Here is a 20,513-nt window from a genome sequence, read left to right on the forward strand (position 1 = left end):
CTGGGGCAATCACGACCCGAAGGGTTCCACGGCGTGGGGCGCGGCGATGCAGCCAGGGGCGCGCCGATAGGGTTGGTCGCGATACAAGTAACGAAGTATTGGCTGTCGACACCGGCCTGCCGGAAGACCGCTCAGACGCCGCCGCAGGTGGGATTGGCGATGGGCCGGTGGGCGTGCACTCACCCGGAGGAGACCCATGCGCCAGGACATGAAAGCGGGACCGCGCTCCCTGTTGATGTTGCTGTTGAGCGCCCTGCTGGTGGCGGGGTGTGAGCCCACCGGAACCATCGTGTCCCCCGCCTCGGAGGTACGGGCCTCGCGCGCCCAGCGGCTCACCGGGGCGCTCTCGCCGATGCGCATCGCCGCCGGCGCGCAGCACTCGCTGTACGTCACGCCGTCGGGCGTGGTGTGGGGCTGGGGCGGGAACAGCGCCGGACAGCTTGGCGGGGCGGAGTCCTCCTTCCAGCGATTGGTGCCGGCGCAGCTGTCATCGCTGCCCGGCATCGTGTCGGTGGTGTCGGGAGACGCCCATTCGCTGGCGCTGAGCACGGAGGGAACCGTGTGGGCGTGGGGGAGCAACAGCTCCGGTCAGCTCGGGGATGGCACCACCACGGACCGCGCGACGCCGCGGCAGGTGGAGGGGCTGACGGACGTCGTCGCGGTGGCCGCGGGCGACTTCCACTCGCTCGCGCTGCGCGCGGACGGCACGGTGTGGGCGTGGGGGACGAACTTCCATGGCCAGCTCGGCCGTGGCCACACCCAGACAGGACTGTTTCCCGAGCGCGTGCCCGGCCTGGAGGGCGTGGTGGCGCTCGCCGCCGGCTTCGACTTCACGCTGGCGGTGCTCGCGGACGGAACAGTGGCTTCGTGGGGCGCCAATTCCTCGGGGCAGCTCGGCCACGGCACCTTCACCCAGCGCCTGTCGCCCGCGCGGATTCCCAACCTCGTCAACATCACCGCGGTGGCGGCGGGCACCTACCACGCGATGGCGCTGGGGCGCGACGGCACGGTGTGGACGTGGGGCAGCAACAGCTCGGGCCAGCTCGGCGACGGCACGTGGAACGACCGTGCCGTCCCCGCGCCCGTGCCGGGGCTCGCGCGCGTGAAGGCCGTGGCGTCGCTGGACGCGGGCTCGATGGCGCTGCTGGAGGAAGGCGTCGTGTTCGCGTGGGGCGCCAACGGCTCCGGGCAGTTGGGCGACGGCGGCACCGAGGACCGTCCCACGCCGGCGCTGGTGCCGGGGCTGACGGCGGTGGCCTCGGTGGTGGGCGGCGCGCAGCACGCGCTGGCGCTTCGCAGCGACGGCACGGTGTGGGCCTGGGGCAGTGGGCTCGCGGGGCAGCTCGGCCATGGTGGCTCCGAGCGCCATGCCGTGCCGGCGACGGTGATGCGCCTGACGGGCGTGACGTCCATGGCGACGGGCAGCTTCCACTCCCTGGCCGCGCTGGGTGACGGTACCGTGTGGGCCTGGGGGCGCAACACCTACGGTCAGCTCGGCGATGGCAGTACCTCCGAGCGCCACGTGCCGGCGCGGGTGGAGGGCCTCTTCGGCGTGCGCGCGGTCGCCGCCGCGGGCCATCACTCCGTGGCGGTGGCCCAGGACGGTACGGTGTGGACGTGGGGGCGCAATGCCTCCGGCCAGCTGGGCGATGGTTCCACGCGGGACCGCTTCCGGCCGGCGCGGGTGCCAGGCATCGAGGGCGTGGTGGCCGTCGCCGCGGGTGGCAGCCATGTCGTGGCGCTGCGCCGTGACGGCACGGTGTGGACGTGGGGCTACAACGCACTGGGACAGCTGGGCGATGGGACGTCGGTGGACAAGCTCACGCCGGTGCTGGTGCCGGGCCTGACCTCGGTCCAGGCGGTGGCGGCGGGGACGTACTTCTCCATGGCCCTGCGCAGCGATGGCACGGTGTGGACGTGGGGCGATGGCTTCGAAGGCCAGCTGGGCGACGGTGGAGGTGTGCGGCGATTGTCGCCGGTGCAGGTCTCAGGGCTGAAGGGCATTGTCGGCATCTCGGTGGGCTCCGCGCACGCGCTGGCGGTGAGGAGCGACGGCACGGTGTGGGCCTGGGGTGACAATGGGGAGGGGCAGCTCGGGGATGGCACCTGGACCGACCGCTTCCGTCCGGTGCAGGTGCAGCAGTTGACGGGCATCGTCGCCGTCAGCGGCGGGCGCTCCCACTCCCTGGCGCTCCACGGTGACGGCACGGTGCGCGGGTGGGGCTCCAACGGGTATGGGCAGCTGGGGGATGGCACGCTGACCTCGCGCGTCCGCGCGGCGGTCATCCCCGGGCTGTCCGGCATCCGGGCGCTGCATCCTGGCCATCTGCACATGCTGGCGCTGCACGCGGACGGCACGCTGCGCGGCTGGGGGTACAACCGCTTCGGCCAGCTGGGCCTGGGCAACGCCGGCTGGAGCGCCCATCCGGTGCAGGTGCGAGGCATGGGTCGGGGCGACCGGCTGGCCGTGGGCCGCGCGCACGCCTTGCTGGTGCGCGCCGACGGCTCGCTGCTGGCGTGGGGGGAGAATGCGTCGGGGCAGCTGGGCGATGGCAGCACCATCCACCGCACGCGGCCCGTCACGGTGCAGGGCATGTCCTGCGTGCGCTCGGTCGCCAGTGGCATTCAGCACTCGCTGGCGCTGGCGTGTGACGGCTCGGTGTGGGCCTGGGGCGCCAACCACAGGGGGCAGCTCGGGGATGGCACCACCACCTCGCGCGTGTCGCCGGTGCTGGTGGAGGGCCTCCAGGGCGTCGTGGCGGTGGCGGCGGGAAGCGACGCGTCGCTGGCGCTGCGCGGCGATGGCACGGTGTGGAGCTGGGGGTCGAACGCCAACGGCCAGCTGGGAGATGGCACCGTCGTGGACCACCCGCGTCCCACGCGGCTCGAGGCGCTCCGTGACGTGGTGGCCATCGCGCTCGGCGAGAAGCACGCGCTGGCGGTGGGCACGGACGGCTCGGTGTGGGCGTGGGGCGCGAACGAATTCGGCCAGCTGGGCGATGGCGGGACCACGTCGAGCCCGTCTCCGGTGCGCGTGAAGGGATTGGACGGCGTGGGGGCCGTGGCGGCCGGACGGGCCTTCTCGCTGGCGGTGCGTGGCGACGGCACGGCCTGGGCCTGGGGGGCGAACGAATCCGGGCAGCTGGGGGATGGGACGAACCGTGCCCAGCACGTGCCCAAGCAGATTGCCTCGGTGAAGGGAATCAGCGCCCTGTCCGCGGGCGCGCATCACACGGTGGCGTTGAGGGATGACGGCACGGTGTGGACGTGGGGTGACAACACGATGGGGCAGCTGGGGGACGGCTCCCCCGTATCCAATTCCTTGTGGCCCCGGAGGGTGCCGGAGCTGATGGACGTGGAGGCCGTGGCCGCGGGCGAGCAGTTCATCGTGGCAGTGCGCCGCGACGGGACGGCCCGCTCCTGGGGCAGCAACGAGTATGGCCAGCTCGGAGACGGCATGACGGGCCCGCGGCTGTCGCCGGTGGAGGTGAAAATCGAGAGCTCCGGAATCCGTTCGCCCGTGCTCGCCGTGCACGCCTGGGCCCAGCACGCGGTGGCCTTGATGTCGGACGGCGCGGTGCATGCCTGGGGCGACAACTCGCATGGGCAACTGGGCGACGGCACTATCGAGCGCCGTGCCTCGCCCGTTGTGGTGCGCGGATTGACGAACGTGGCGGCCGTGTCCACCGGGGCCTGGCACGCGCTGGCGTTGCGCCGCGATGGCACCGTCTGGGCCTGGGGCGCCAATGGCTTCGGCCAGCTTGGGGATGGAACGTCCGTCGCCCGCTGGGTGCCGGTGCAGGTGGTGGGGCTCGAGAACGTGGTGGCCATCGCCGCGGGCGGCTACCACTCGCTGGCGGTGCGCTCGGACGGCACGGTGTGGACGTGGGGATACAACGAGTTTGGTCAGCTGGGCGACGGTACCTCCGAGCCCCGGAGCGTGCCCATCCGGGTGGAGGGACTCGAGGATGTGACGGCTGTAGCCGGGGGAGAACACGCCTCGTTGGCGCGCCATGCGGACGGCACGCTGTCGGCGTGGGGCAACAATGCGTCGGGCCAGCTCGGAGATGGCACCGGCACCAACCATTACGTCCCGGTGCGGGTGAAGGGCGTGGACGACGTGGTGGACGTGCGCGCGGGTCTGGCGCACACGGTGGCCCTGCGGGGGAACGGCACGGTGTGGACGTGGGGCGATAACGCCCATGGCCAGCTGGGCGATGGCGCGACGGGCGCCAGGACGCGGGGCGTGCCGCGGCAGGTGGCGGGCCTGCCCACGATAGCGGCCATTGGCGCCGGGGCGTGGCACACGTTCGCGGCCAGCGCCAAGGGGGCTGTCTTCAGCTGGGGCCGCAACTCGCACGGCCAGCTCGGCGTGGGGGACAACGCCTCCCGGGCCGAGCCGCTGCGCGTGAAGGAGCTGTCCGGCGTCAGGGTGATGGCGGGCGGCGCGGGCTTCTCGGTCACCCTGCAGCAGGACGGCACGGTGCTGAGCTTTGGCTCCAGCCTCTACGGCACGCTGGGGCTGGGGGTCCTGGGCCAGCGCTCGTCACCAGGGCAGGTGCTGCTGCCCTGAGCCGGGCGCGCGGCGCCTCAGAGGGTTCGGCGGGCGGGCCGTATCCGGACGCGGTACTTCTTCGGCGGGCGCGTCCGGAGCCGGGCCCGGTACGTGCCGTGGGCGCGGCGGGCGGGCCGGGAGCGCCGGCTCACGCTCTTTCTTCGACCTGCGCCGAAAGGACGTCGACGAGGAGCTGTCATGGCAGGACCTGCGCTCGTGCGCTACGGCTTCTCCAGGGCCGCGCGGGGCGTGGACAGCTCGGAGCCAATCTGCTGCCACTCCCGCGCATAGGCGCCGCGTGCGAACGCGCGCAGGTCGCCGGCCGTCACCGTGCCCCGGGCCATCGCGGTGTCGAGCGCGCGGACGACGGCCTTGCGGTGCGGCTGCTCGACGTAGGGGTTGCCCTCGCGGAACACCTCGCCGAAGAGCGACTCCAGCCGCCCGTCCTGCTTCAGGCGCTCCACGATGCGGGCCTGCGAGGCCGGCTCGTTCGCGTGGGCATGGAGCATGGCGGAGGCCAGCCCGCCCTGCGCATCGGCATCCGGGAACTCGGAGAGCAGCTCCAGCTCCGCGTCCGCCCCCGCGATGGCGGCGGCGTCCAGGGGCGGTGGCGGCGGGGCCGTCACCGCGCGCTGCGCGGGGCGGCGGTCCGGCTCGAAGTCGCTGCGGCCATGGAACGGCTGCACCGCGCGGTGGACCTGGGCGCTCTTCGTCGCCTTGGCGGCGGCGCCGGTGTCCGGCCGCTCGGGAGTGCTGGTGCGCTCAGGCACCGGACCCTTCGGCGAGGACGGACGGTTACCACCATCAATGCGGGACATGGGGAGCTCCAGGGCGAGGGGCCCGGCGCGGACGGCGCTCCGGGAATGCCCATGTGGGTTATCGGACGCGATGTGGTTCCAGTTGCGTCCCGCCTCAAAGGTGCGTTCGCCAGACGGACCCCGCACGGTGGCGCGCCCGCGTCAGCGGCGTGAAAAGCGCAATGACTCCCGGCGCTTGGCGGGCTGGGGAGGGAAGTGCCGCTCCAGCCCGTGCACCAGGTCCTCCCGCCACGCCGGGTAGTTGTGTCCACCGCTGTACTCGCGGAGCGCCACCCGGTGCCCGCTCTCCTCGAGCAGGGGGGCGAGCCGGCGGTTGCCCTCCAGCAGTCCCTCGAAGCGGCCGCAGTCCATCCAGACATCCAGCGGGCGGCGAGGCGCCTGGCGCGCCAGCTCGAAGACGATGAAGTCATGGCCTGCCACGGCGAAGGCCCCGGACTGGGACAGCACCCGCCCGAAGACTTCGGGCAGCCGCAGGCCGGTGTAGAGCGCCATCAGCCCGCCCAAGGACGCGCCCAGCACCGCGTGGGCGCCGGGGCTGCGGCGCTCGTCCACCAGGGACAGCTTCTCGCGCGCCAGCGGGAGCACCTTCCAGCGCAGCAGGCCCACCGTGTACTCGCTGCACGTGTACTCCATGCTGCGCGTCTCGCCGCCGTTGCACACCAGCGCCAGGGCCACCGGGCGCATGCGGCCTTCGGCCACCAGCGTGTCCACCAGCTCGGGGAGCCGCACGCGGCGCAGGTAGTCCTCGCCGTCATAGGCCACCAGCAGCGGCACGGGCGCGTCCGTGGGCGGCGCGTACAGGTACACCCGGCGCTGCCCCGGCAGGTCCAGGTCCCCGGTGTCCACGACATGTCGCGTGACACGGCCGCGCGGCGCGCCCCGCGGGTGCCGGGATGGCAGTGACGAGCGGGCCTGGGGCATGTGGAAGGTGTGGTTGATACCGCCGAAGCCATTGTCGGAGGGGTGCCGGTTGAGCGGGTCCACCACGCGGCGGCCGCGCGCGTCCTCCAGCGCGTATTCGACGTAGGCGTCCGGGGGCAGCGTCAGCGTGCGGGCCCACAGTCCGGGCGCCACGCGCTTGAGCGGCAGCGGCTTGCCTCGCCAGTCCTGGAAGTCTCCCTGGAGACAGATGGGGCCCCGGCCGCGCCACACGAAGGTGGCGCGGTCCGTGTCGATGACGGGCGTGCCCTCGGCGCGGGCCCGTGCCTCCAATGTCTTCGCGTCCATCCGCGCAACCTATGTCAGCAGGTCACGCAGCGCTCCCTCCAACTCCGGGTAGCGGAACACGAAGCCCGCCGCCTGGGCGCGCGCGGGCAGCACGCGCTGTCCCTCCAGCACCATCCTCGCCATTTCGCCCAGGGTGGCCTTGAGCATGAACCCGGGCACCCGCATCACGGAGGGCCGCCCCAGGACGTGGCCCAGCGTGTGCGCGAAGTCGGCGTTGGTCACGGGCGTGGGCGCGGTGGCGTTCACCAGGCCCTCCACCTCCGGGTGGGCCAGCACGAAGCCCAGCAGGTCCAGCGCGTCCTCGCGGTGCACCCAGCTCACGTACTGCTCGCCGCTGCCCACCGGGCCGCCCGCGCCCATGCGGAAGGGAGGCAGCATCTTGTGGAGCGCGCCGCCGTCCGGGTGCAGCACCACGCCCATACGCACCACCACCGTGGAGGCGCCGGCCTCACGGGCCTGGGTGGCCTCCGCCTCCCAGTCCACGCACACGCGCGCCAGGAAGTCGTCGCCCGGAGGGCTCTCCTCCGTCAGCGGCTCCGCGCCGCGCGTGCCGCCGTAGAAGCCAATGGCCGACGCCGAGATGAACCGCTTCACCGTGCCCGCCTCGCGCATCGCCGCCACCAGCGCGCGGGTGCCGTGCACGCGGCTGTCGTGGATGCGGCGCTTCGCCTCGTGGGTCCACCGCTGGGCCACCGGCTCGCCCGCCAGATGGATGACCGCCTCCGCGCCCGCCAGGGCCTCCGGGGCAAGCAGCGCGCCGGCGTCGAAGTGCGCGCCCGTCACCCCGGCGGGCAGGTGCGCCAGGGCCCTTTCGACGTTCCGGACCAGGACATGGACCTCGTGACCGCTGTCCAACAAACGTTGGACAAGCCCTGGACCGAGGAAGCCGCTCGCGCCGGTGACGGCCACCTTCACGGGGTGGGCTCCGTGGGCACGGGGGTGTTCAGGTCCACGCCCACCAGGCGGCTCAGGACGGCGAAGAAGGCCGTCAGCTCATCCGGCTTCATCCGGCCCGAGTGCCGGTAGACGAGGGCCCCCTCCGCGTCCAGCAGCACGACGTTGGACGTCTTCACCGGCAGCTTCCAGGGCGCCTTTCCCATCGTTCCATCCATGTCCACCAGGATGGGCACGCCCACCTTCTTCTCCTCGTCCCGGACGAACGACAGCGCAATCTGCCGGGCCGGAAAGAAGTCGAAGCTCTGCAGGTTCGCGACGGCCAGCACCCAGGCGGCGTCCAGGATTCCGCGCTCCTGTCCCCGCGCGAACAGCTCCTTCTTCAGGGTGGCGTTCAGCTTGGTCGAGTCCTTGTCCTCGTAGAACAGGATGACCGGCTTCCCGCGCCACTTGGAGAGCCGGACCTCCTTGCCAGAGGACGTCTTCAGCGTCGCGTCCACGGGAGTCGGGCTCGGGGCAGGTGCAGGCGCCGCGCCCAGCGCGCTCCCCGCGGCCAGGGACACGGACAGCGCGCCTGCGATCCACGCCTTCATGAAGGGGCCCCTGTGTACAAGGTTTTTACGAACCTTAGACATACCCTTGACAAACTCTGGACGCAAACGCAACCTCTAGGACTCAAAGGAACAGGACCTTCGGAGGAAAGAAGCATGGCACTCACGCTTCCCGCTGCGCAGCCATCGCCGGGCCTGCTTCCTCTGGAGCAAGCCTGGTTGCAGCTGGTCCAGGCGGAGGTGGAGACCTCGCTGGCGGAGCTGTTCGAGCTCCCCGACGAGGCGAACCTGGATGTGCGTTGGACGCGGGCGTTGGCGCAGGCGCGGGCGTACGCCCTGCGGCCCGCCAAGCGGGTGCGGCCGGCGCTGGTGATGGCGGGCTACTGCCTGGCGCGGGGAAGCGCGGTGGTGCCCACCGGGCTCTGGCGCTTCGCGGCCGGATTGGAGCTGCTGCACACCTTCCTCCTCATCCACGACGACGTGGCGGATCAGGCCGAGGTGCGCCGGGGCGCGGCGTCCCTGCACCGGATGCTGGCGCCGGGCCGCGCGGGCGAGGACCTGGCGGTGGTGGTGGGAGACCACCTCTTCGCCCGCGCATTGGAGGCCATGCTGGGCTCGGGCCTGCCGGGTGTGCCCGGCGTGGTGCAGTACGCCCTGGGCGTGTGCCGGCACACGGCGGCGGGGCAGTACCTGGACCTGGACCTGGGGCGCGCGCCGCTGTCGCGGGTGACGCTCTTCCAGACGCTGCGCGTGGCGCACCTCAAGACGGCGCGCTACGGCTTCTGCGCTCCGCTGGTGTGCGGAGCGATGCTGGGCAATGCCACCACCGGCCTGGTGGAGGGGTTGGAGCGCGTGGGCCGTCACGTCGGTCTTGCCTACCAGCTTCGGGACGATTTGCTGGGCCTTTTTGGCGATTCCCACGTCACCGGCAAGGCGACCGACGGCGACTTCCTGCAAGGCAAGCGAACCTTTCCAGTGCTGGCCGCCTTCGCCCGCGCCAGCGACGCCGAGCGCGCGGAGCTGGAGGCGCTGTGGGCGCTGCCGGTGGAGCAGAAGGACGCGGCCGCGCTGACCCGTGCGCGCGCGCTGGTGGAGTCGTGCGGAGGCCGGGCCGCGTGTGAGCGCATGGTGGCGCGGGCCTCTCGCGCCGCTCGGCGCGCGCTGCAGTCGCTGCCCAACCCCAACGGCGTGAGGGAGCTGCTGGATGCCCTCATCGCCCGCCTGGCCGACCGCGCCGCCTGAGGACGACATGAGCGCATCGACACAGGGCAGGCGCGTGGTGGTGGTCGGCGCGGGGGTGGGGGGGCTGGCCGCCGCCGCACGGCTGGCGCACCAGGGCTTCGACGTCCAGCTCTTCGAGAAGACGGACGGTCCGGGCGGGCGCTGCAATCGGTTGAAGGTGGATGGCTTCACGTGGGACCTGGGCCCCACCATCGTGTTGATGCCCGAGGTCTTCGAGGAGACCTTTCGCGCCCTGGGGCGACGCATCGAGGACTACCTGACGCTGCTCAAGTGCGACCCGAACTATCGCGTCCACTTCCGGGACGGCTCGGACATCACCTTCACCTCCGAGCTGTGCGCCATGGGCCGCGAGCTGGAGCGGGTGGAGCCGGGCAGCTACGCGCGCTACCTCGCCTTCCTGGCCCAGGGCCGCGTCCAGTACCGCACCAGCCTGGACCACCTGGTGGGCCGCAACTACGCGGGCCTGCGCGACTACTTCTCGCCCCGCGTGCTGGCCCGCATCTTCCAGGTGCGCGCCCACCGCCGCATGTACGGCGACGTCAGCCGCTTCTTCCAGGACGAGCGCCTGCGCGCGGCGATGACCTTCCAGACGATGTACCTGGGCGTGTCGCCCTTCGCGTCGCCCGCCGTGTACGGCCTGCTGCCCTTCACCGAGCTGGGTGTGGGCATCTGGTTCCCCAAGGGCGGCCTGTACGCCATCCCCCTGGCGCTGGAGCGGCTGGCGCGCGAGGAGGGCGTGCGCATCCACTACCGCGCGCCCGTGGAGCGCATCCTCACCGACGCGGGGCGCACCCGGGGCGTGCGACTGGAGGGCGGCGAGGTGGTGGAGGCGGACGCGGTGCTGTGCAACGCGGACCTGCCCTACGCGTACGAGAAGCTGCTCGACCCGAACGCGACGACGCTCAAGCGCAAGGAGAAGCTGCGCTACACGTCCAGCGGCTACATGCTCTACCTGGGCCTGAAGCGCCGCTACCCGGCGCTCCAGCACCACAACGTGGTGTTCGGCCGGGACTACAAGGGCTCGTTCGACGACATCTTCGAGCGCTTCCGCGTCCCCGAGGACCTCAGCTTCTACGTCAACGCGCCCACGCGCACCGACGCGTCCCTGGCGCCGGAGGGCAAGGACGCGCTCTACGTCCTGGTGCCCGTGCCGCACCAGCACCCGGACCTGGACTGGAAGGTGGAGGGCCCGAAGGTCCGCGCGAAGTTCTTCGCGCGCATGGCCGAGCTGGGCTTCCCCTCGCTGGAGGCGGACATCGAGGTGGAGCGCGTCTTCACGCCGGATGACTGGGCGGGCACGTTCAACCTCGCGCGGGGCAGCGCCTTCGGCCTGTCGCAGAACTTCATGCAGATTGGCCCCTTCCGCCCGTCCAACCAGGACGCGCGGGTGAAGAACCTCTTCTTCGTGGGCGCCTCCACGCAGCCGGGGACGGGCCTGCCCACGGTGCTCATCTCCGCGCGGCTGGTGACGGAGCGGCTGATGACGTGGGCCCAGGCGCAGGGCGTGCGGCTGTCGCCCCGGAGCGCCGGCGCCGAGCCACTGCCAGGGGTGGCGGCATGAGTGCTCCGGTCGACATGGCGCTGGTGGCGCGGGGCTACGCGCGGGCGAAGCAGGTGACGCGTCACCACGCCAAGAGCTTCTTCTTCGCCTCATACCTGCTCTTCGGGCTGCGGCGGAGGGCGGCCTTCGCGCTCTATGCCTTCTGCCGGCGCCTGGATGACATGGTGGACGGGGACGACGCGGCGGGCGCGGCCGAGGCGCTGTCCGTGCGGCTGGCCCGGGCGCGGCAGCGCGTGGCGGAGCTGTACCTGCCCATGCCGGAGCTGGCCTCGCGCGAGCTGGGACCGCCGGCGGACCGGGTGAAGGGCAGCGAGGCCGCGACACCGTGGGACGCGGGCGAGTTCGCCGCGCTCGAGCACACGGTGCGGCACTACCGGATTCCGGAGCAGCCCTTCCAGGACCTCATCTCCGGCATGGAGATGGACCTCACCCTGCACCGCTACGCCACCTGGGCCCAGCTGGACCTGTACTGCTACCGCGTGGCGGGCGTGGTGGGGCTGATGCTGACGCCGGTGCTGGGGTGCTCGGACGCGGCGGCGGTGGAGCCCGCGGCCGACCTGGGCCGGGCCATGCAGCTCACCAACATCCTCCGCGACGTGCGCGAGGACCTGGAGCGCGGCCGGGTGTACCTGCCCGCCGAGGAGCTGGCGGCCTTCGGCCTGACGGAGGATGACCTGCGGCGCGGGCGGGTGGACGCGCGCTGGCGCTCCTTCATGCGCTTCCAGGTGGAGCGCGCGCGGGCGTACTACGCGCGAGCGGCGGCCGGGGTGCGCTACCTCACGGGCTTCGGCAGCCAGCGGATGGTGCGGCTGATGGGCGCCATCTACGGCGACATCCTGCGCGACATCGAGGCGCGGGATTACGACGTGTTCAGCGCCCGCGCCCACGTGACGACGCGTCGCAAGCTCGCGCTGGCCGCCGCGGCCATGGTGCGGCCCGGCGCGGTGCTGCCCGTGCCCCGGGGCGAGGTGCGCATGCCCTTGCTGCCCACCGGGGTGGAAGGGGGCGCGCACCATGCACGGTGACGGCGTGAGGACGGGGCTGCCACGAGCCGCCACTTGCCAGCGGGGCCCAGCGCAGGGTCTGCGCCGCGAGTGCGGCCAGTGGCTCCTGCACGAGCGAGCCGCCACGGACCGGCAGGGCCCGGCGCCGCGTCACGCGCAGCTGGGGGGAGGCCGGTCATGAAGCGCAACCGTGTCGCGGTGGTGGGGGGTGGCATCGGCGGGCTGACGGCCGCCGGGCTGCTGGCGAAGGAAGGGCACGAGGTGACGCTGTTCGAGCGAGGCGCGTCGCTGGGCGGCAAGGCCCAGGCCGTCACGGTGAACGGCCTTACCCTGGACACGGGGCCCACGCTGCTGACGCTGCCGGACCTGGTGCGTGGCACCTTCTTGAAGCTGGGCGCGGAGGACCTGCTCCCGCGCTTCACGGAGCTGGAGCCGCAGTGCGCCTACCGCTTCGCGGATGGGTGTGAATTCACGGCCCACAAGGACCTGGAGCGCACGGCGGAGAGCGCGGCCGGGGTCCGCTCCGGCGAGCGCGACGGGGTGCGGAGCTTCTACGCGGAGGCCGCGGCCATCTGGCGCGCCGCGGGCGAGCCATACCTGGAGGCACCCTTCGAGGGCATGGCCGGCTTCATGGCGCGCGTGGCGAAGCGCGGCGTGGGCGCCGTCCTGGCGGGGATGAAGCTGGGCACGCTGCACGAGCTGGCGGTCCGGCACTTCAAGACGGACCACCTGCGGCAATACGTGGGCCGCTTCGCGACGTACACCGGCGCGTCGCCGTACGAGGCGAGCGCCGCCTTCGCGCTCATCCCGCACATCGAACATGCGTACGGCGTGCACCACGTGCGCGGCGGCATCGGCGCGCTGGTGGAGGCGCTGGGCCAGGCCGCACGCCGGCTGGGCGTGCGCATCCACCTGGGGACGCGGGCGCGCTTCGAGCGCACACGCGAGGGCTACCAGGTGGGCCCCGCGGAGGGCACCGAGCGCTTCGACAGCGTGGTGGTGAACGCGGACCCGCTGGAGCGGCTCTCACGCGCGGAGGAGCCGCTGGCGCTGTCCGGCTTCGTGCTGCTGCTGGAGGTCGAGGGCCGTCCCGCGCTGCCACACCACATGGTGCTCTTCGGGGGCGACTACCGGCGCGAGTTCGACGAGCTGTTCGGCGGGCAGCTCGCCTCGGACCCGACGGTGTACTTCTGCAACCCCTGCGCGACGGACGACCGCATGGCGCCGCCGGGCCGCACCGGGCTCTTCGTCATGGTGAACGCGCCCGCGCTCCCCGTGGACGCGCGCGGCGCGGAGCAGGCCACCCGGGACTGGGAGGCGGGTGCCGAGCGCGTGAAGGCGCAGATGCTCGAGCGCCTGTTCCAGCACTTCCCGGCGTTGAAGGGCCGGGTGCGCGTCATCGGTCAGCGCTCGCCGGTGGACCTGGCCGCGCAGGGGGCACCGGGCGGCTCCATCTACGGCTTCCTGCCGCACGGGAAGCTCGGCCCCTTCCGCCGTCCGCGCATCCGCGGCAGCACGCCGGGCCTGTTCTTCGCGGGCGGCGGCACGCATCCCGGCGGCGGTGTGCCGCTGGTGATGTTGTCCGGCCGCTTCGCCGCGGAGCTGGCGTCGCAGCACCTCCGGAGGGGCGCATGAAGGCCTGGGTCCGGCTCCCCGCGCTGCCGGAGGCGGCGGGGGCCTATCGCTGGTTCTACGCGGATGTCTCCGCCGGTCCCTACAGCGCGGTGTGCATCTTCATGCTCGGCTCGCTCTTCTCACCCCGGTACTCGGTGGCTGCGCGGCGGGGTGGGCTGCCGCTGGAGCACAGCGCGGTGAACTTCGCGCTGTACCACGACGGCGTGCGGCGACTCTGGGTGCTGAGCGAGTACGCGCGCGCCGAGCTGGAGGCACCGGGCCGGCTGCGCATCGGCCGCTCCACGCTGGCTTACGCGGAGGACGGCACGGTGCGCATGGACGTGGATGACTGGACGGCGCCCTGGGGCCGGCCGGTGCGCGCGGGCCTGACGCTGACGCCGATGACGCCGGTGGGCGAGGTGGTGCAGCTCATGCCCGGGCTGCCGCACTACTGGCAGGCGCTGGCGCCGCGGGCGCGGGCCCGGCTGGAGGTGTCCTCGCTGGGCATCGAGGCCGAGGGGCTGGGCTACCACGACACCAACCACGGCGAGGAGCTCCTGGGCGCGCGGCTGTCCGGCTGGCACTGGGCCCGGACCCACCGCGAGGACGAGACGGTGGTGGACTACCACCTGCCCGAGGGCGTCGCGCCGCTGCGGGTGGTGGCGGGCGCCTGCGGCGTGCGCTGCGAGCGTGGCTCCGCGCCACAGCCTCGGCCCACCAGCATCACCGGCTGGGGCCTGCGCGTGCCGTCGCGGCTGCACGCGGGGAACATCGTGGTGGGAGCGCCGAAGCTATTGGAGTCCTCGCCCTTCTACGCCCGGCTGGAGGCACGCACGGGGCCGCTGGACTCCATGGGCGAGGTGGCGGACTTCCGCCGCTTCCACTCGCCCTTCATCCGCTGGATGGCGCACTTCCGCACGCGCGTGGGACCAGCCGCATGAGCGCGCTCATCCTCGCATCTCTCGTTGGGGGTGCAGTGGCCATGGGCTCCCACCGTTTCCGCTCGCCCGTCCGCTGGATGGCGCGCTTCCGCATGTGCAGGGGACCCGCGATATGAGCGCGCTCGTCCTCGCATCCCTCGCTCGGTGTGGCGTGGCCGCGGGCTTCGGCCGTTTCCGCTCGCCCGTCCGCCGGATGACGCGCTTCCGCATGGGGCAGGCCATATGAGCGCGCTCGTCCTTGCATCCCTCGCCTGGTGTGGCGTGGCCGCGGGCTTCAGCGCGGTGGCGTGGGGTCGCCTGTCGAGGGCACGCGCCGGGGCCCCTCAGCCCTCGGGGATGCTGCCGCCGGTGCTGCTGCTGCGCCCGGTGGACGCGCCCACGCCTCGCGAGCTGGAGAACCTGTCTCTGCCCATCGACTACACGGGCCCGCTGGAGCAGGTGGTGGTGTCGCCCTACCGCCCCCGGCTCGCGCCCGGCGTGCGCTGGCTGCCGAGCGACCCGCTGACGCCGAACCGGAAGGTGGGACATCTGTTGTACGCGCTGGATGTGCTGCCCGTGGACGGACGGGTGGTGCTGTCGGTGGACGCGGACGTGGCGGTGACGGGCGCGCTGGTGCAGGGCCTGGCGGCGCCGGTGGCCGCGGGCGCGGCGCTGAGCACCGCGGCCCCACTGCCCGTGGGCCCCAGGGACGGAGCGAGCCGCGCCATGGCGGGCCTCCTGCGCTACACACACCACAGCTTTCGCGCGCTGGACGCCATGAGCGCGGGCGCGAAGGCCGTGTGTGGCAAGGCGCTGGGTCTGTCTCCCGTGGCCATGGCGGCGCTGCGGCCCCTGGCGGACCACATCGGCGAGGACCTGGAGCTGGCGAAACGGCTGCACGCCCGCGGGCTGGACGTGGTGCTGAGCGGGGCACCGGCGGTGGTGCCCCTGGACGCGGCGGTGCCCTGGGCGGCGCCCCTGGCGCGCTTCACCCGGTGGATGCAGGTGCTGGCCAGCCACCGTCCCGCCCTCTACCCGACGGTGCCGCTGCTCTTCACGCCCACGCTGCCCCTGCTGGTATTGGCCCTGGGGCTCGGCTCGCCGGTGCTGGCCGCGGCCGTCGCGGGCCTGGTGGCCATGCGGGTGCTGCTGGCCCTGCGGCTCGCCGGGTTCCACGCCCCCGCCGCGGACCCGGAGCGGGCCTACGCCGTGACGGACTGGCTCCTGGGCGAGGCGCTGCTGCTGGCGGCGTTCGTGCGGTCGTTGTGGCAGCAGGGCACGGTGACCTGGCGGGGACAGACCTACTCGCTTCGCCCCGGGGGGCGCATGGTACGGGTGGCACCCGAGCTGAGTGGAGGACCTGGATGACGTACGCGCGATTCCTCGGGCTGTTCGTAGTGGTGCCCATTCTCTTCATGGCCTGGCGGTATCGCCGCACCTTCACGGCCAGGGGCCTGGCGCCCATGGGGCTGCTCCTCATCGTCGTCTACGCGGCGACGTCGCCCTGGGACAACCTGGCGGTGAAGTGGGGCCTGTGGGGCTTCGACCCGGAGCGCATCTGGGGCATCAAGGTCGGCTACCTGCCGCTGGAGGAGTACCTCTTCTTCGGGCTCCAGACGCTGCTGGTGGGCCTGTGGGCCCGGGCCCGGCTGGCCCGCGCGCTGGCGAAGGACGCGGAGGCGCGGCCCGTCGCTCCGGGCGCGGGCGAACCCCGGAGCGGTGCGCTGCCGGCCCGGGAGGTGGCGCCATGATGGAGACGAAGTGGGCCTACCTCATCCACCTGCTGGCCTGGACGCTGCCCATCATCGCCTTCCAGCTCGTCGTCCTGGTGCGCCACTACAAGGAACGCTCCGGCGCGGTGCTCAAGGCGGTGCTGCCGCCAGCCTTCATCATGGGCCTGTACCTGTCGGTGGCGGACCACCTGGCCATCTCCACCGGCATCTGGAACTTCGGAGAGGGCAAGCACCTGGGCGTGTACGTGGGCGTGGTGCCGTTGGAGGAGGTGCTCTTCTTCCTCATCACCAGCGTGCTGGTGTCGCTGGGACTGGCGCTGTTCACCGCGTTGGTGTCGCTGCTGGGGGAGGCCCGGGCGTCGTGATTCACGCGGCGAAAGGGGGCCCGCTGGGCTGGGCGTGGGACCGCTACATCGGGTGGAAGTTCCGCTCGGCGTTCCGGGGCCTGTGGGTGCGCGGGGCGCTGCCGGCGGGCGGCCCTGGGCGGCTGGTGTACCTGAACCACTCCAACTGGTGGGACGGCTTCGTCCTCAACCAGCTCTGCCAGACGGCGGGGTGGGACGGCTACTGTCTCATGGAGGAGGAGAACCTGCGCCGCTACCGCTTCCTCACGCGCATCGGGGCCTTCAGCATCCGGCGCAAGGACGCGGTGTCGTCGGTGTCGTCGCTGCGCTACGCGAAGTCGCTGCTCGACCGGCCGCGCGCCGTGGTGTTCGTCTTCCCGGAGGGCGAGCACCGGCCCTTCGGCGTGCTCCCGCTGCGGCTGGAGCGAGGGGTGGAGGTGCTGGCGCGCGTGGCGAAGGTGGAGTGCCTGCCCATCGCCGTGCGCTACGGCTTCTTCGAGCATGAGCGTCCGGACGTGCTGCTGGAGGTGGGCACCCCGCACCCGCCCGGGGGCATGGCCGTCTTCCAGGAGGGACTGGAGGCGGTGGTGCGGCGGCTGGCGGCGGTGACGTCCCTGGAGGGCTTCACGCGCCGGGTGTCCGGCGCGCGCGGTGTGGCCGAGCGCTGGGACGCCGTTCGGGGGATGGCGTCGTGACGTTGCGCATCCGCACCATCGCTCGCATGACGGGCATCCGCGAGGCGACGCTCCGAGCCTGGGAGCGGCGTTACGGTTTTCCCCAGCCGCTGCGCAGCGAGGGCAACAACTACCGCGTCTATTCACGCGAGGAGGTGGAGGCCATCCGCCGCGTGGCCCGGCTCATCCAGGAGGAGGGCCTGTCGGTGAGCGAGGCCATCGCCCAGGTCCGGGCCTCGCCGCCGCGGGAGCTGCCGGAGGCGGAGCGCCTGGCCGAGCGGTTCTGGTCCACGGCCGTCACGCTGGACGGCGACGCGGTGACGCGCGTGCTGGACGACGCGCAGTCCGTCATGGACGTGGAGGCGTACTGCGACCGGTTCCTGCTGCCGCTGCTGCGGGAGATGGGCGTCCGGCTGGACGTCGCCCGGGAGCACCTGGCGTCGGCGCTCATCCGCCAGCGCCTGCGGCAGGTCCATGACAGCCAGCCCGCCGCGGCCAGCGGGCCCCGCGCATTGCTGGCCTGCCCGGCGGGGGACCACCACGAAGGCGGGCTGCTGCTGCTGGGCATCCACCTGAAGCGCAAGGGGTGGCGGGTGACGCTGCTGGGCGCGGACACCCCGGCGCAGGCGCTCCAGGGCGCCTGCGCGCAGGTGCGGCCGGACGTGGTGGCGCTGTCCTTCGTGCGCAGTCGCCCGCCGGAGGAGTTCGTGGCGGTGTTGGAGGAGGCGCTGCGGGCCTGCGCGCCCTTTCCCGTCGTGGTAGGGGGACTAGGCGCCCGGGAGCAGTTGAAGGCCATCTTCTCGCTCGGCGCGCAGTATGCGGAGTCGTCGGAAGAGCTCGTGGCCATCTGGACCCAGGTGCGCAACGCGCAGAATCGTCCCTAGCCTGGGCGCAGCGACATGGCAGAGCGCACCTACCGAATCCACATCGCCGCCGAGCTGGCCGGAGTCCGCGTGGAGCTCATCCGGGCCTGGGAGCGCCGCTACGGCGTGCTCAGGCCCCAGCGCACGCCCGCGGGCTACCGCGTCTATACGGACCGCGACGTGGCCGTGCTCAAGCAGCTCAAGCAACTGACGGACGAGGGCATGGCCATCAGCGAGGCGGCGAAGCTGCTGCCGCAGTTGCTGGCGGAGCCGGGGGCCGGCGGCGCCGCTGTCGGCCTCGCGCTCCCGCGCTCGAACGCGGAGGCGTGGCGCGCGTCGGTGCTCACCGCCGCCCAGGCCTATGACCAGCCCGCCGTGTCGGAGGTGCTGGACGAGGTGCTGGCGGCGTTGCCTCCGCTCAAGGCTTGCGAGGAGGTGCTGGCGCCGCTGCTGTGCGATGTGGGTGAGCGCTGGCAGGCCGGCACGTTGACGGTGGCGCAGGAGCACCTGGTGTCGCAGATGGTGCGGGCCCGGCTGGTGAGCCTGCTGCACGCGGCGCCCCAGGGACGGCACCGGCACGCGGTGCTGGCGTGCTTTCCGGACGAGGAGCACGAGATGGGCCTGCTGGGCGCCGCGCTGCGCCTGAGGCACCTGGGCGCGCGGGTGACGCTGCTGGGCCAGCGCGTCCCCGCGTCCGACCTGGGGCGCGCGGTGGAGGCGCTGCGGCCAGACGTCGTGGGCCTGTCCTCGGTGATGAACCGGGGAGAGGCGTCCTTCGAGGCGGTGCTCACGCAACTGAAGCAGGCGCTTCCCGCCGGAGTGCCCGTCTGGGTGGGGGGCGCCGCCGCGCGCTCGCACCGGGCCGTGTGCGAGCGGCTGGCGGTCCACGTGTTCCAGCGCGAGGAGGACTGGGCACACCTCGCCGGGGCGTGACTCAGGGCACGTTGATGGCGGAGTTGTTGAAGACGCGGCTTCCGTAGAGCTGGGCCGCCTCCTTGGCGTTGTCGCAAATCTCCGCGCACTTGCCCGGGCCATAGGGGGTGTTCGGGTCCCGGCAGTCATTCACGATGTTGCCGTTCGCGTCGTAGATGGGGGGATTGAGCGGCACGCAGGACGCGGTGAGGTGCTGCCAGCGCAGGTGGCTGAGGCACGCGGGGCCCTGGGTGTTCCAGCCCGCCTCGAAGCTCAGGCCATCCGGGCCGGAGCCCGGCTCCGGCGGCGAGATGATTTCCGGCGCCAGGGCGTCCCAGGGGCGGATGCGCGTGCCGTCCTGGGTGAAGGACGTGCCCTGGCCGCAGTAGTCGGCGCGCGCCATGCGGGTGCAGGCCCAGTGCGCCTCGGTGACATCCCCGGCGTGCGCCCCATCCAGCCAGGGCCTGTAGCCCCAGCGGTAGCACTTGGCGATGACGCCCGAGTCGCAGCCCAGCGTGAAGGCCGTGGTGCTCTCGTGGCGGTTGCCCTGGCCGTCGAAGAGTCCCTTGACCGGCACGGCCCAGTTCACGCCGGTGGCGCACAGGTCCGTGGGCGAGGTGCTGGCGCTGGGCGTGTAGCGCACCTGGTAGAGGAAGGTGCCGCCGCTCGCGTCCCACATGCCGGAGCCTTCGGTGCTGGGGAGCGCGTTCGCGTTGATGACGTCCGTGACTTCCAGCCAGGGGCCCGCGGCGGTGCTCGTCTGCTGGCGGAACCTGGCGCCAATCAGCGCCTGGCCCCTGAACACCTTGCGCCCGGCGGGGTAGCCCTGCGAGCGCGTCGACAGCTCCATCACCCAGGTCGTTCCGGGGACGCCGGGCCCGGCGAGCGCGGTGTAGACGCCGCTGGCGGGACAGGTGAACTCAACGACAGGGCAGGTGTTCAGCGCGACGTTGCTGTCGGCGGAGCCGAGGTAGCCCGGACCGAGGTGCTCGCAGGGCGCTTCGCCTGAGCAGACTCGAAGCACGGGCGCCCCCACGCACTGGTTGCGGGTGGAGTTGCTGTTGCCCCCGGCCAGCGTGACGACGCTCCCCGGCGTGCAGACACCCTGGCCATCCACGACGAAGCCGCAGCTTCGCGTCTCTCCCGTGGGTGCCGTGATGCCGCAGCTCTGGAGGCTCTGCGTCGTCCCATCCACGAGCAGGGGCATGTCGGCCACCAGCTCGCCGCGCACCAGGCGCAGGTTGGACTCGCGGTGCACGCCCTCGTGCAGCACGAGGGCACTCGAGTACTGCACGGAGCGGATGAGGGTGGCGTGGAGCTGGGTGCCCTGGGAGTGGGAGTCGGGGTCGTCCTCATCGCCCGCGAAGGCTTGCTGGGCAAAGGGCGCGTCGGGGTCCTCCAGGGAAGGCGCGCAGGCGGAGAGCAGGCAGCTGAGAAGACAGGATGGAAGCATTCGGAGGCGGAGCTTCATGTGCGGCACCTCATTCAGCGGGGATGGCCGGGGACAGAGCACCCGCCGTGCCACTGCTTCGAAGCGGGCGGGAGACACCCGTCTCGCTCCGGCAGGACTTGCTGGCACCGTTGGCCGGGCAGGGCTGGCA

17 protein-coding genes are annotated in these 20,513 nt (G+C 72.6%); 12 read left to right on the top strand and 5 right to left on the bottom strand.

Annotation, left to right across the window (positions count from 1 at the left end):
- The first annotated feature begins 196 nt into the window (after window positions 1-196).
- On the top strand, window positions 197-4,573 hold the full coding sequence (locus VZL07_RS18805) for a chromosome condensation regulator RCC1 (protein WP_426756965.1): 4,377 nt from the start codon (window positions 197-199) through the stop codon (window positions 4,571-4,573).
- A 203-nt stretch (window positions 4,574-4,776) separates the two neighbouring features.
- Here the strand turns inward: VZL07_RS18805 and VZL07_RS18810 are convergent, their stop codons facing one another.
- The 4 genes from VZL07_RS18810 to VZL07_RS18825 form a co-directional block, all read right to left on the bottom strand.
- Window positions 4,777-5,373 (bottom strand): hypothetical protein, encoded by a 597-nt coding sequence (locus VZL07_RS18810; protein WP_426756966.1) that lies wholly within the window; start codon window positions 5,371-5,373, stop codon window positions 4,777-4,779.
- 141 nt (window positions 5,374-5,514) lie between these two features.
- The gene (locus VZL07_RS18815; protein ID WP_426756967.1) at window positions 5,515-6,600 is read right to left on the bottom strand and encodes an alpha/beta hydrolase; all 1,086 of its coding nucleotides are present in this window, start codon (window positions 6,598-6,600) and stop codon (window positions 5,515-5,517) included.
- 9 nt (window positions 6,601-6,609) lie between these two features.
- Window positions 6,610-7,515, bottom strand: coding sequence for a TIGR01777 family oxidoreductase (locus tag VZL07_RS18820; protein WP_426756968.1), 906 nt, complete (start codon window positions 7,513-7,515; stop codon window positions 6,610-6,612).
- Window positions 7,512-8,087 (bottom strand): peroxiredoxin family protein, encoded by a 576-nt coding sequence (locus VZL07_RS18825; RefSeq protein WP_426756969.1) that lies wholly within the window; start codon window positions 8,085-8,087, stop codon window positions 7,512-7,514. The genes VZL07_RS18820 and VZL07_RS18825 overlap by 4 nt, the downstream gene beginning before the upstream one ends.
- 114 nt (window positions 8,088-8,201) lie before the next feature.
- On the opposite strand from VZL07_RS18825, the gene VZL07_RS18830 reads away from it, so the two are divergent.
- From VZL07_RS18830 to VZL07_RS18880, 11 genes are all read left to right on the top strand, one after another.
- Entirely contained in the window at window positions 8,202-9,287 is a 1,086-nt protein-coding gene (locus tag VZL07_RS18830) for a polyprenyl synthetase family protein (protein WP_426756970.1), read from the top strand.
- 7 nt (window positions 9,288-9,294) lie between these two features.
- Window positions 9,295-10,848, top strand: a complete 1,554-nt coding sequence (locus tag VZL07_RS18835; protein WP_426756971.1) for a phytoene desaturase family protein — start codon at window positions 9,295-9,297, stop codon at window positions 10,846-10,848.
- Window positions 10,845-11,873, top strand: a complete 1,029-nt coding sequence (locus tag VZL07_RS18840) for a phytoene/squalene synthase family protein (protein ID WP_426756972.1) — start codon at window positions 10,845-10,847, stop codon at window positions 11,871-11,873. The genes VZL07_RS18835 and VZL07_RS18840 overlap by 4 nt, the downstream gene beginning before the upstream one ends.
- 156 nt (window positions 11,874-12,029) lie before the next feature.
- Complete coding sequence (locus VZL07_RS18845) at window positions 12,030-13,487, top strand: phytoene desaturase family protein (protein ID WP_426756973.1); 1,458 nt, start codon at window positions 12,030-12,032, stop codon at window positions 13,485-13,487.
- On the top strand, window positions 13,484-14,407 hold the full coding sequence (locus VZL07_RS18850; protein ID WP_426756974.1) for a carotenoid 1,2-hydratase: 924 nt from the start codon (window positions 13,484-13,486) through the stop codon (window positions 14,405-14,407). The genes VZL07_RS18845 and VZL07_RS18850 overlap by 4 nt, the downstream gene beginning before the upstream one ends.
- A 222-nt stretch (window positions 14,408-14,629) precedes the next feature.
- A complete protein-coding gene (locus VZL07_RS18855) occupies window positions 14,630-15,754 on the top strand; it encodes a glycosyltransferase (RefSeq protein WP_426756975.1) in 1,125 nt (374 codons plus the stop codon).
- Window positions 15,751-16,137, top strand: a complete 387-nt coding sequence (locus tag VZL07_RS18860) for a lycopene cyclase domain-containing protein (RefSeq protein WP_426756976.1) — start codon at window positions 15,751-15,753, stop codon at window positions 16,135-16,137. The genes VZL07_RS18855 and VZL07_RS18860 overlap by 4 nt, the downstream gene beginning before the upstream one ends.
- Complete coding sequence (locus tag VZL07_RS18865; RefSeq protein WP_426756977.1) at window positions 16,134-16,484, top strand: lycopene cyclase domain-containing protein; 351 nt, start codon at window positions 16,134-16,136, stop codon at window positions 16,482-16,484. Before VZL07_RS18860 ends, VZL07_RS18865 begins: the two co-directional genes overlap by 4 nt.
- Entirely contained in the window at window positions 16,481-17,158 is a 678-nt protein-coding gene (locus VZL07_RS18870) for a lysophospholipid acyltransferase family protein (protein WP_426756978.1), read from the top strand. Before VZL07_RS18865 ends, VZL07_RS18870 begins: the two co-directional genes overlap by 4 nt.
- The gene (locus tag VZL07_RS18875) at window positions 17,155-18,021 is read left to right on the top strand and encodes a MerR family transcriptional regulator (RefSeq protein ID WP_426756980.1); all 867 of its coding nucleotides are present in this window, start codon (window positions 17,155-17,157) and stop codon (window positions 18,019-18,021) included. Before VZL07_RS18870 ends, VZL07_RS18875 begins: the two co-directional genes overlap by 4 nt.
- A gap of 15 nt (window positions 18,022-18,036) precedes the next feature.
- Window positions 18,037-18,933: a MerR family transcriptional regulator gene (locus tag VZL07_RS18880; protein WP_426756981.1), complete on the top strand. Its 897-nt coding sequence runs from the start codon at window positions 18,037-18,039 to the stop codon at window positions 18,931-18,933.
- Between the two features lies 1 nt (window position 18,934).
- Here the strand turns inward: VZL07_RS18880 and VZL07_RS18885 are convergent, their stop codons facing one another.
- Window positions 18,935-20,383, bottom strand: a complete 1,449-nt coding sequence (locus VZL07_RS18885; protein ID WP_426756982.1) for an ADYC domain-containing protein — start codon at window positions 20,381-20,383, stop codon at window positions 18,935-18,937.
- Window positions 20,384-20,513 lie beyond the last annotated feature (130 nt).

The organism is Pseudomyxococcus flavus (assembly GCF_050038885.1).
GTDB classification, from domain to species: Bacteria; Myxococcota; Myxococcia; order Myxococcales; family Myxococcaceae; genus Myxococcus; species Myxococcus flavus.

Excerpts from the sequence above, each read along its gene's own strand:
- VZL07_RS18805 (WP_426756965.1), top strand. The coding sequence starts at position 197 with ATGCGCCAGGACATGAAAGCGGGACCGCGCTCCCTGTTGATGTTGCTG.
- VZL07_RS18810 (WP_426756966.1), bottom strand. The coding sequence starts at position 5,373 with ATGTCCCGCATTGATGGTGGTAACCGTCCGTCCTCGCCGAAGGGTCCG.
- VZL07_RS18815 (WP_426756967.1), bottom strand. The coding sequence starts at position 6,600 with ATGGACGCGAAGACATTGGAGGCACGGGCCCGCGCCGAGGGCACGCCC.
- VZL07_RS18825 (WP_426756969.1), bottom strand. The coding sequence starts at position 8,087 with ATGAAGGCGTGGATCGCAGGCGCGCTGTCCGTGTCCCTGGCCGCGGGG.
- VZL07_RS18830 (WP_426756970.1), top strand. The coding sequence starts at position 8,202 with ATGGCACTCACGCTTCCCGCTGCGCAGCCATCGCCGGGCCTGCTTCCT.
- VZL07_RS18835 (WP_426756971.1), top strand. The coding sequence starts at position 9,295 with ATGAGCGCATCGACACAGGGCAGGCGCGTGGTGGTGGTCGGCGCGGGG.
- VZL07_RS18840 (WP_426756972.1), top strand. The coding sequence starts at position 10,845 with ATGAGTGCTCCGGTCGACATGGCGCTGGTGGCGCGGGGCTACGCGCGG.
- VZL07_RS18845 (WP_426756973.1), top strand. The coding sequence starts at position 12,030 with ATGAAGCGCAACCGTGTCGCGGTGGTGGGGGGTGGCATCGGCGGGCTG.
- VZL07_RS18850 (WP_426756974.1), top strand. The coding sequence starts at position 13,484 with ATGAAGGCCTGGGTCCGGCTCCCCGCGCTGCCGGAGGCGGCGGGGGCC.
- VZL07_RS18855 (WP_426756975.1), top strand. The coding sequence starts at position 14,630 with ATGAGCGCGCTCGTCCTTGCATCCCTCGCCTGGTGTGGCGTGGCCGCG.
- VZL07_RS18860 (WP_426756976.1), top strand. The coding sequence starts at position 15,751 with ATGACGTACGCGCGATTCCTCGGGCTGTTCGTAGTGGTGCCCATTCTC.
- VZL07_RS18865 (WP_426756977.1), top strand. The coding sequence starts at position 16,134 with ATGATGGAGACGAAGTGGGCCTACCTCATCCACCTGCTGGCCTGGACG.
- VZL07_RS18880 (WP_426756981.1), top strand. The coding sequence starts at position 18,037 with ATGGCAGAGCGCACCTACCGAATCCACATCGCCGCCGAGCTGGCCGGA.
- VZL07_RS18885 (WP_426756982.1), bottom strand. The coding sequence starts at position 20,383 with ATGAAGCTCCGCCTCCGAATGCTTCCATCCTGTCTTCTCAGCTGCCTG.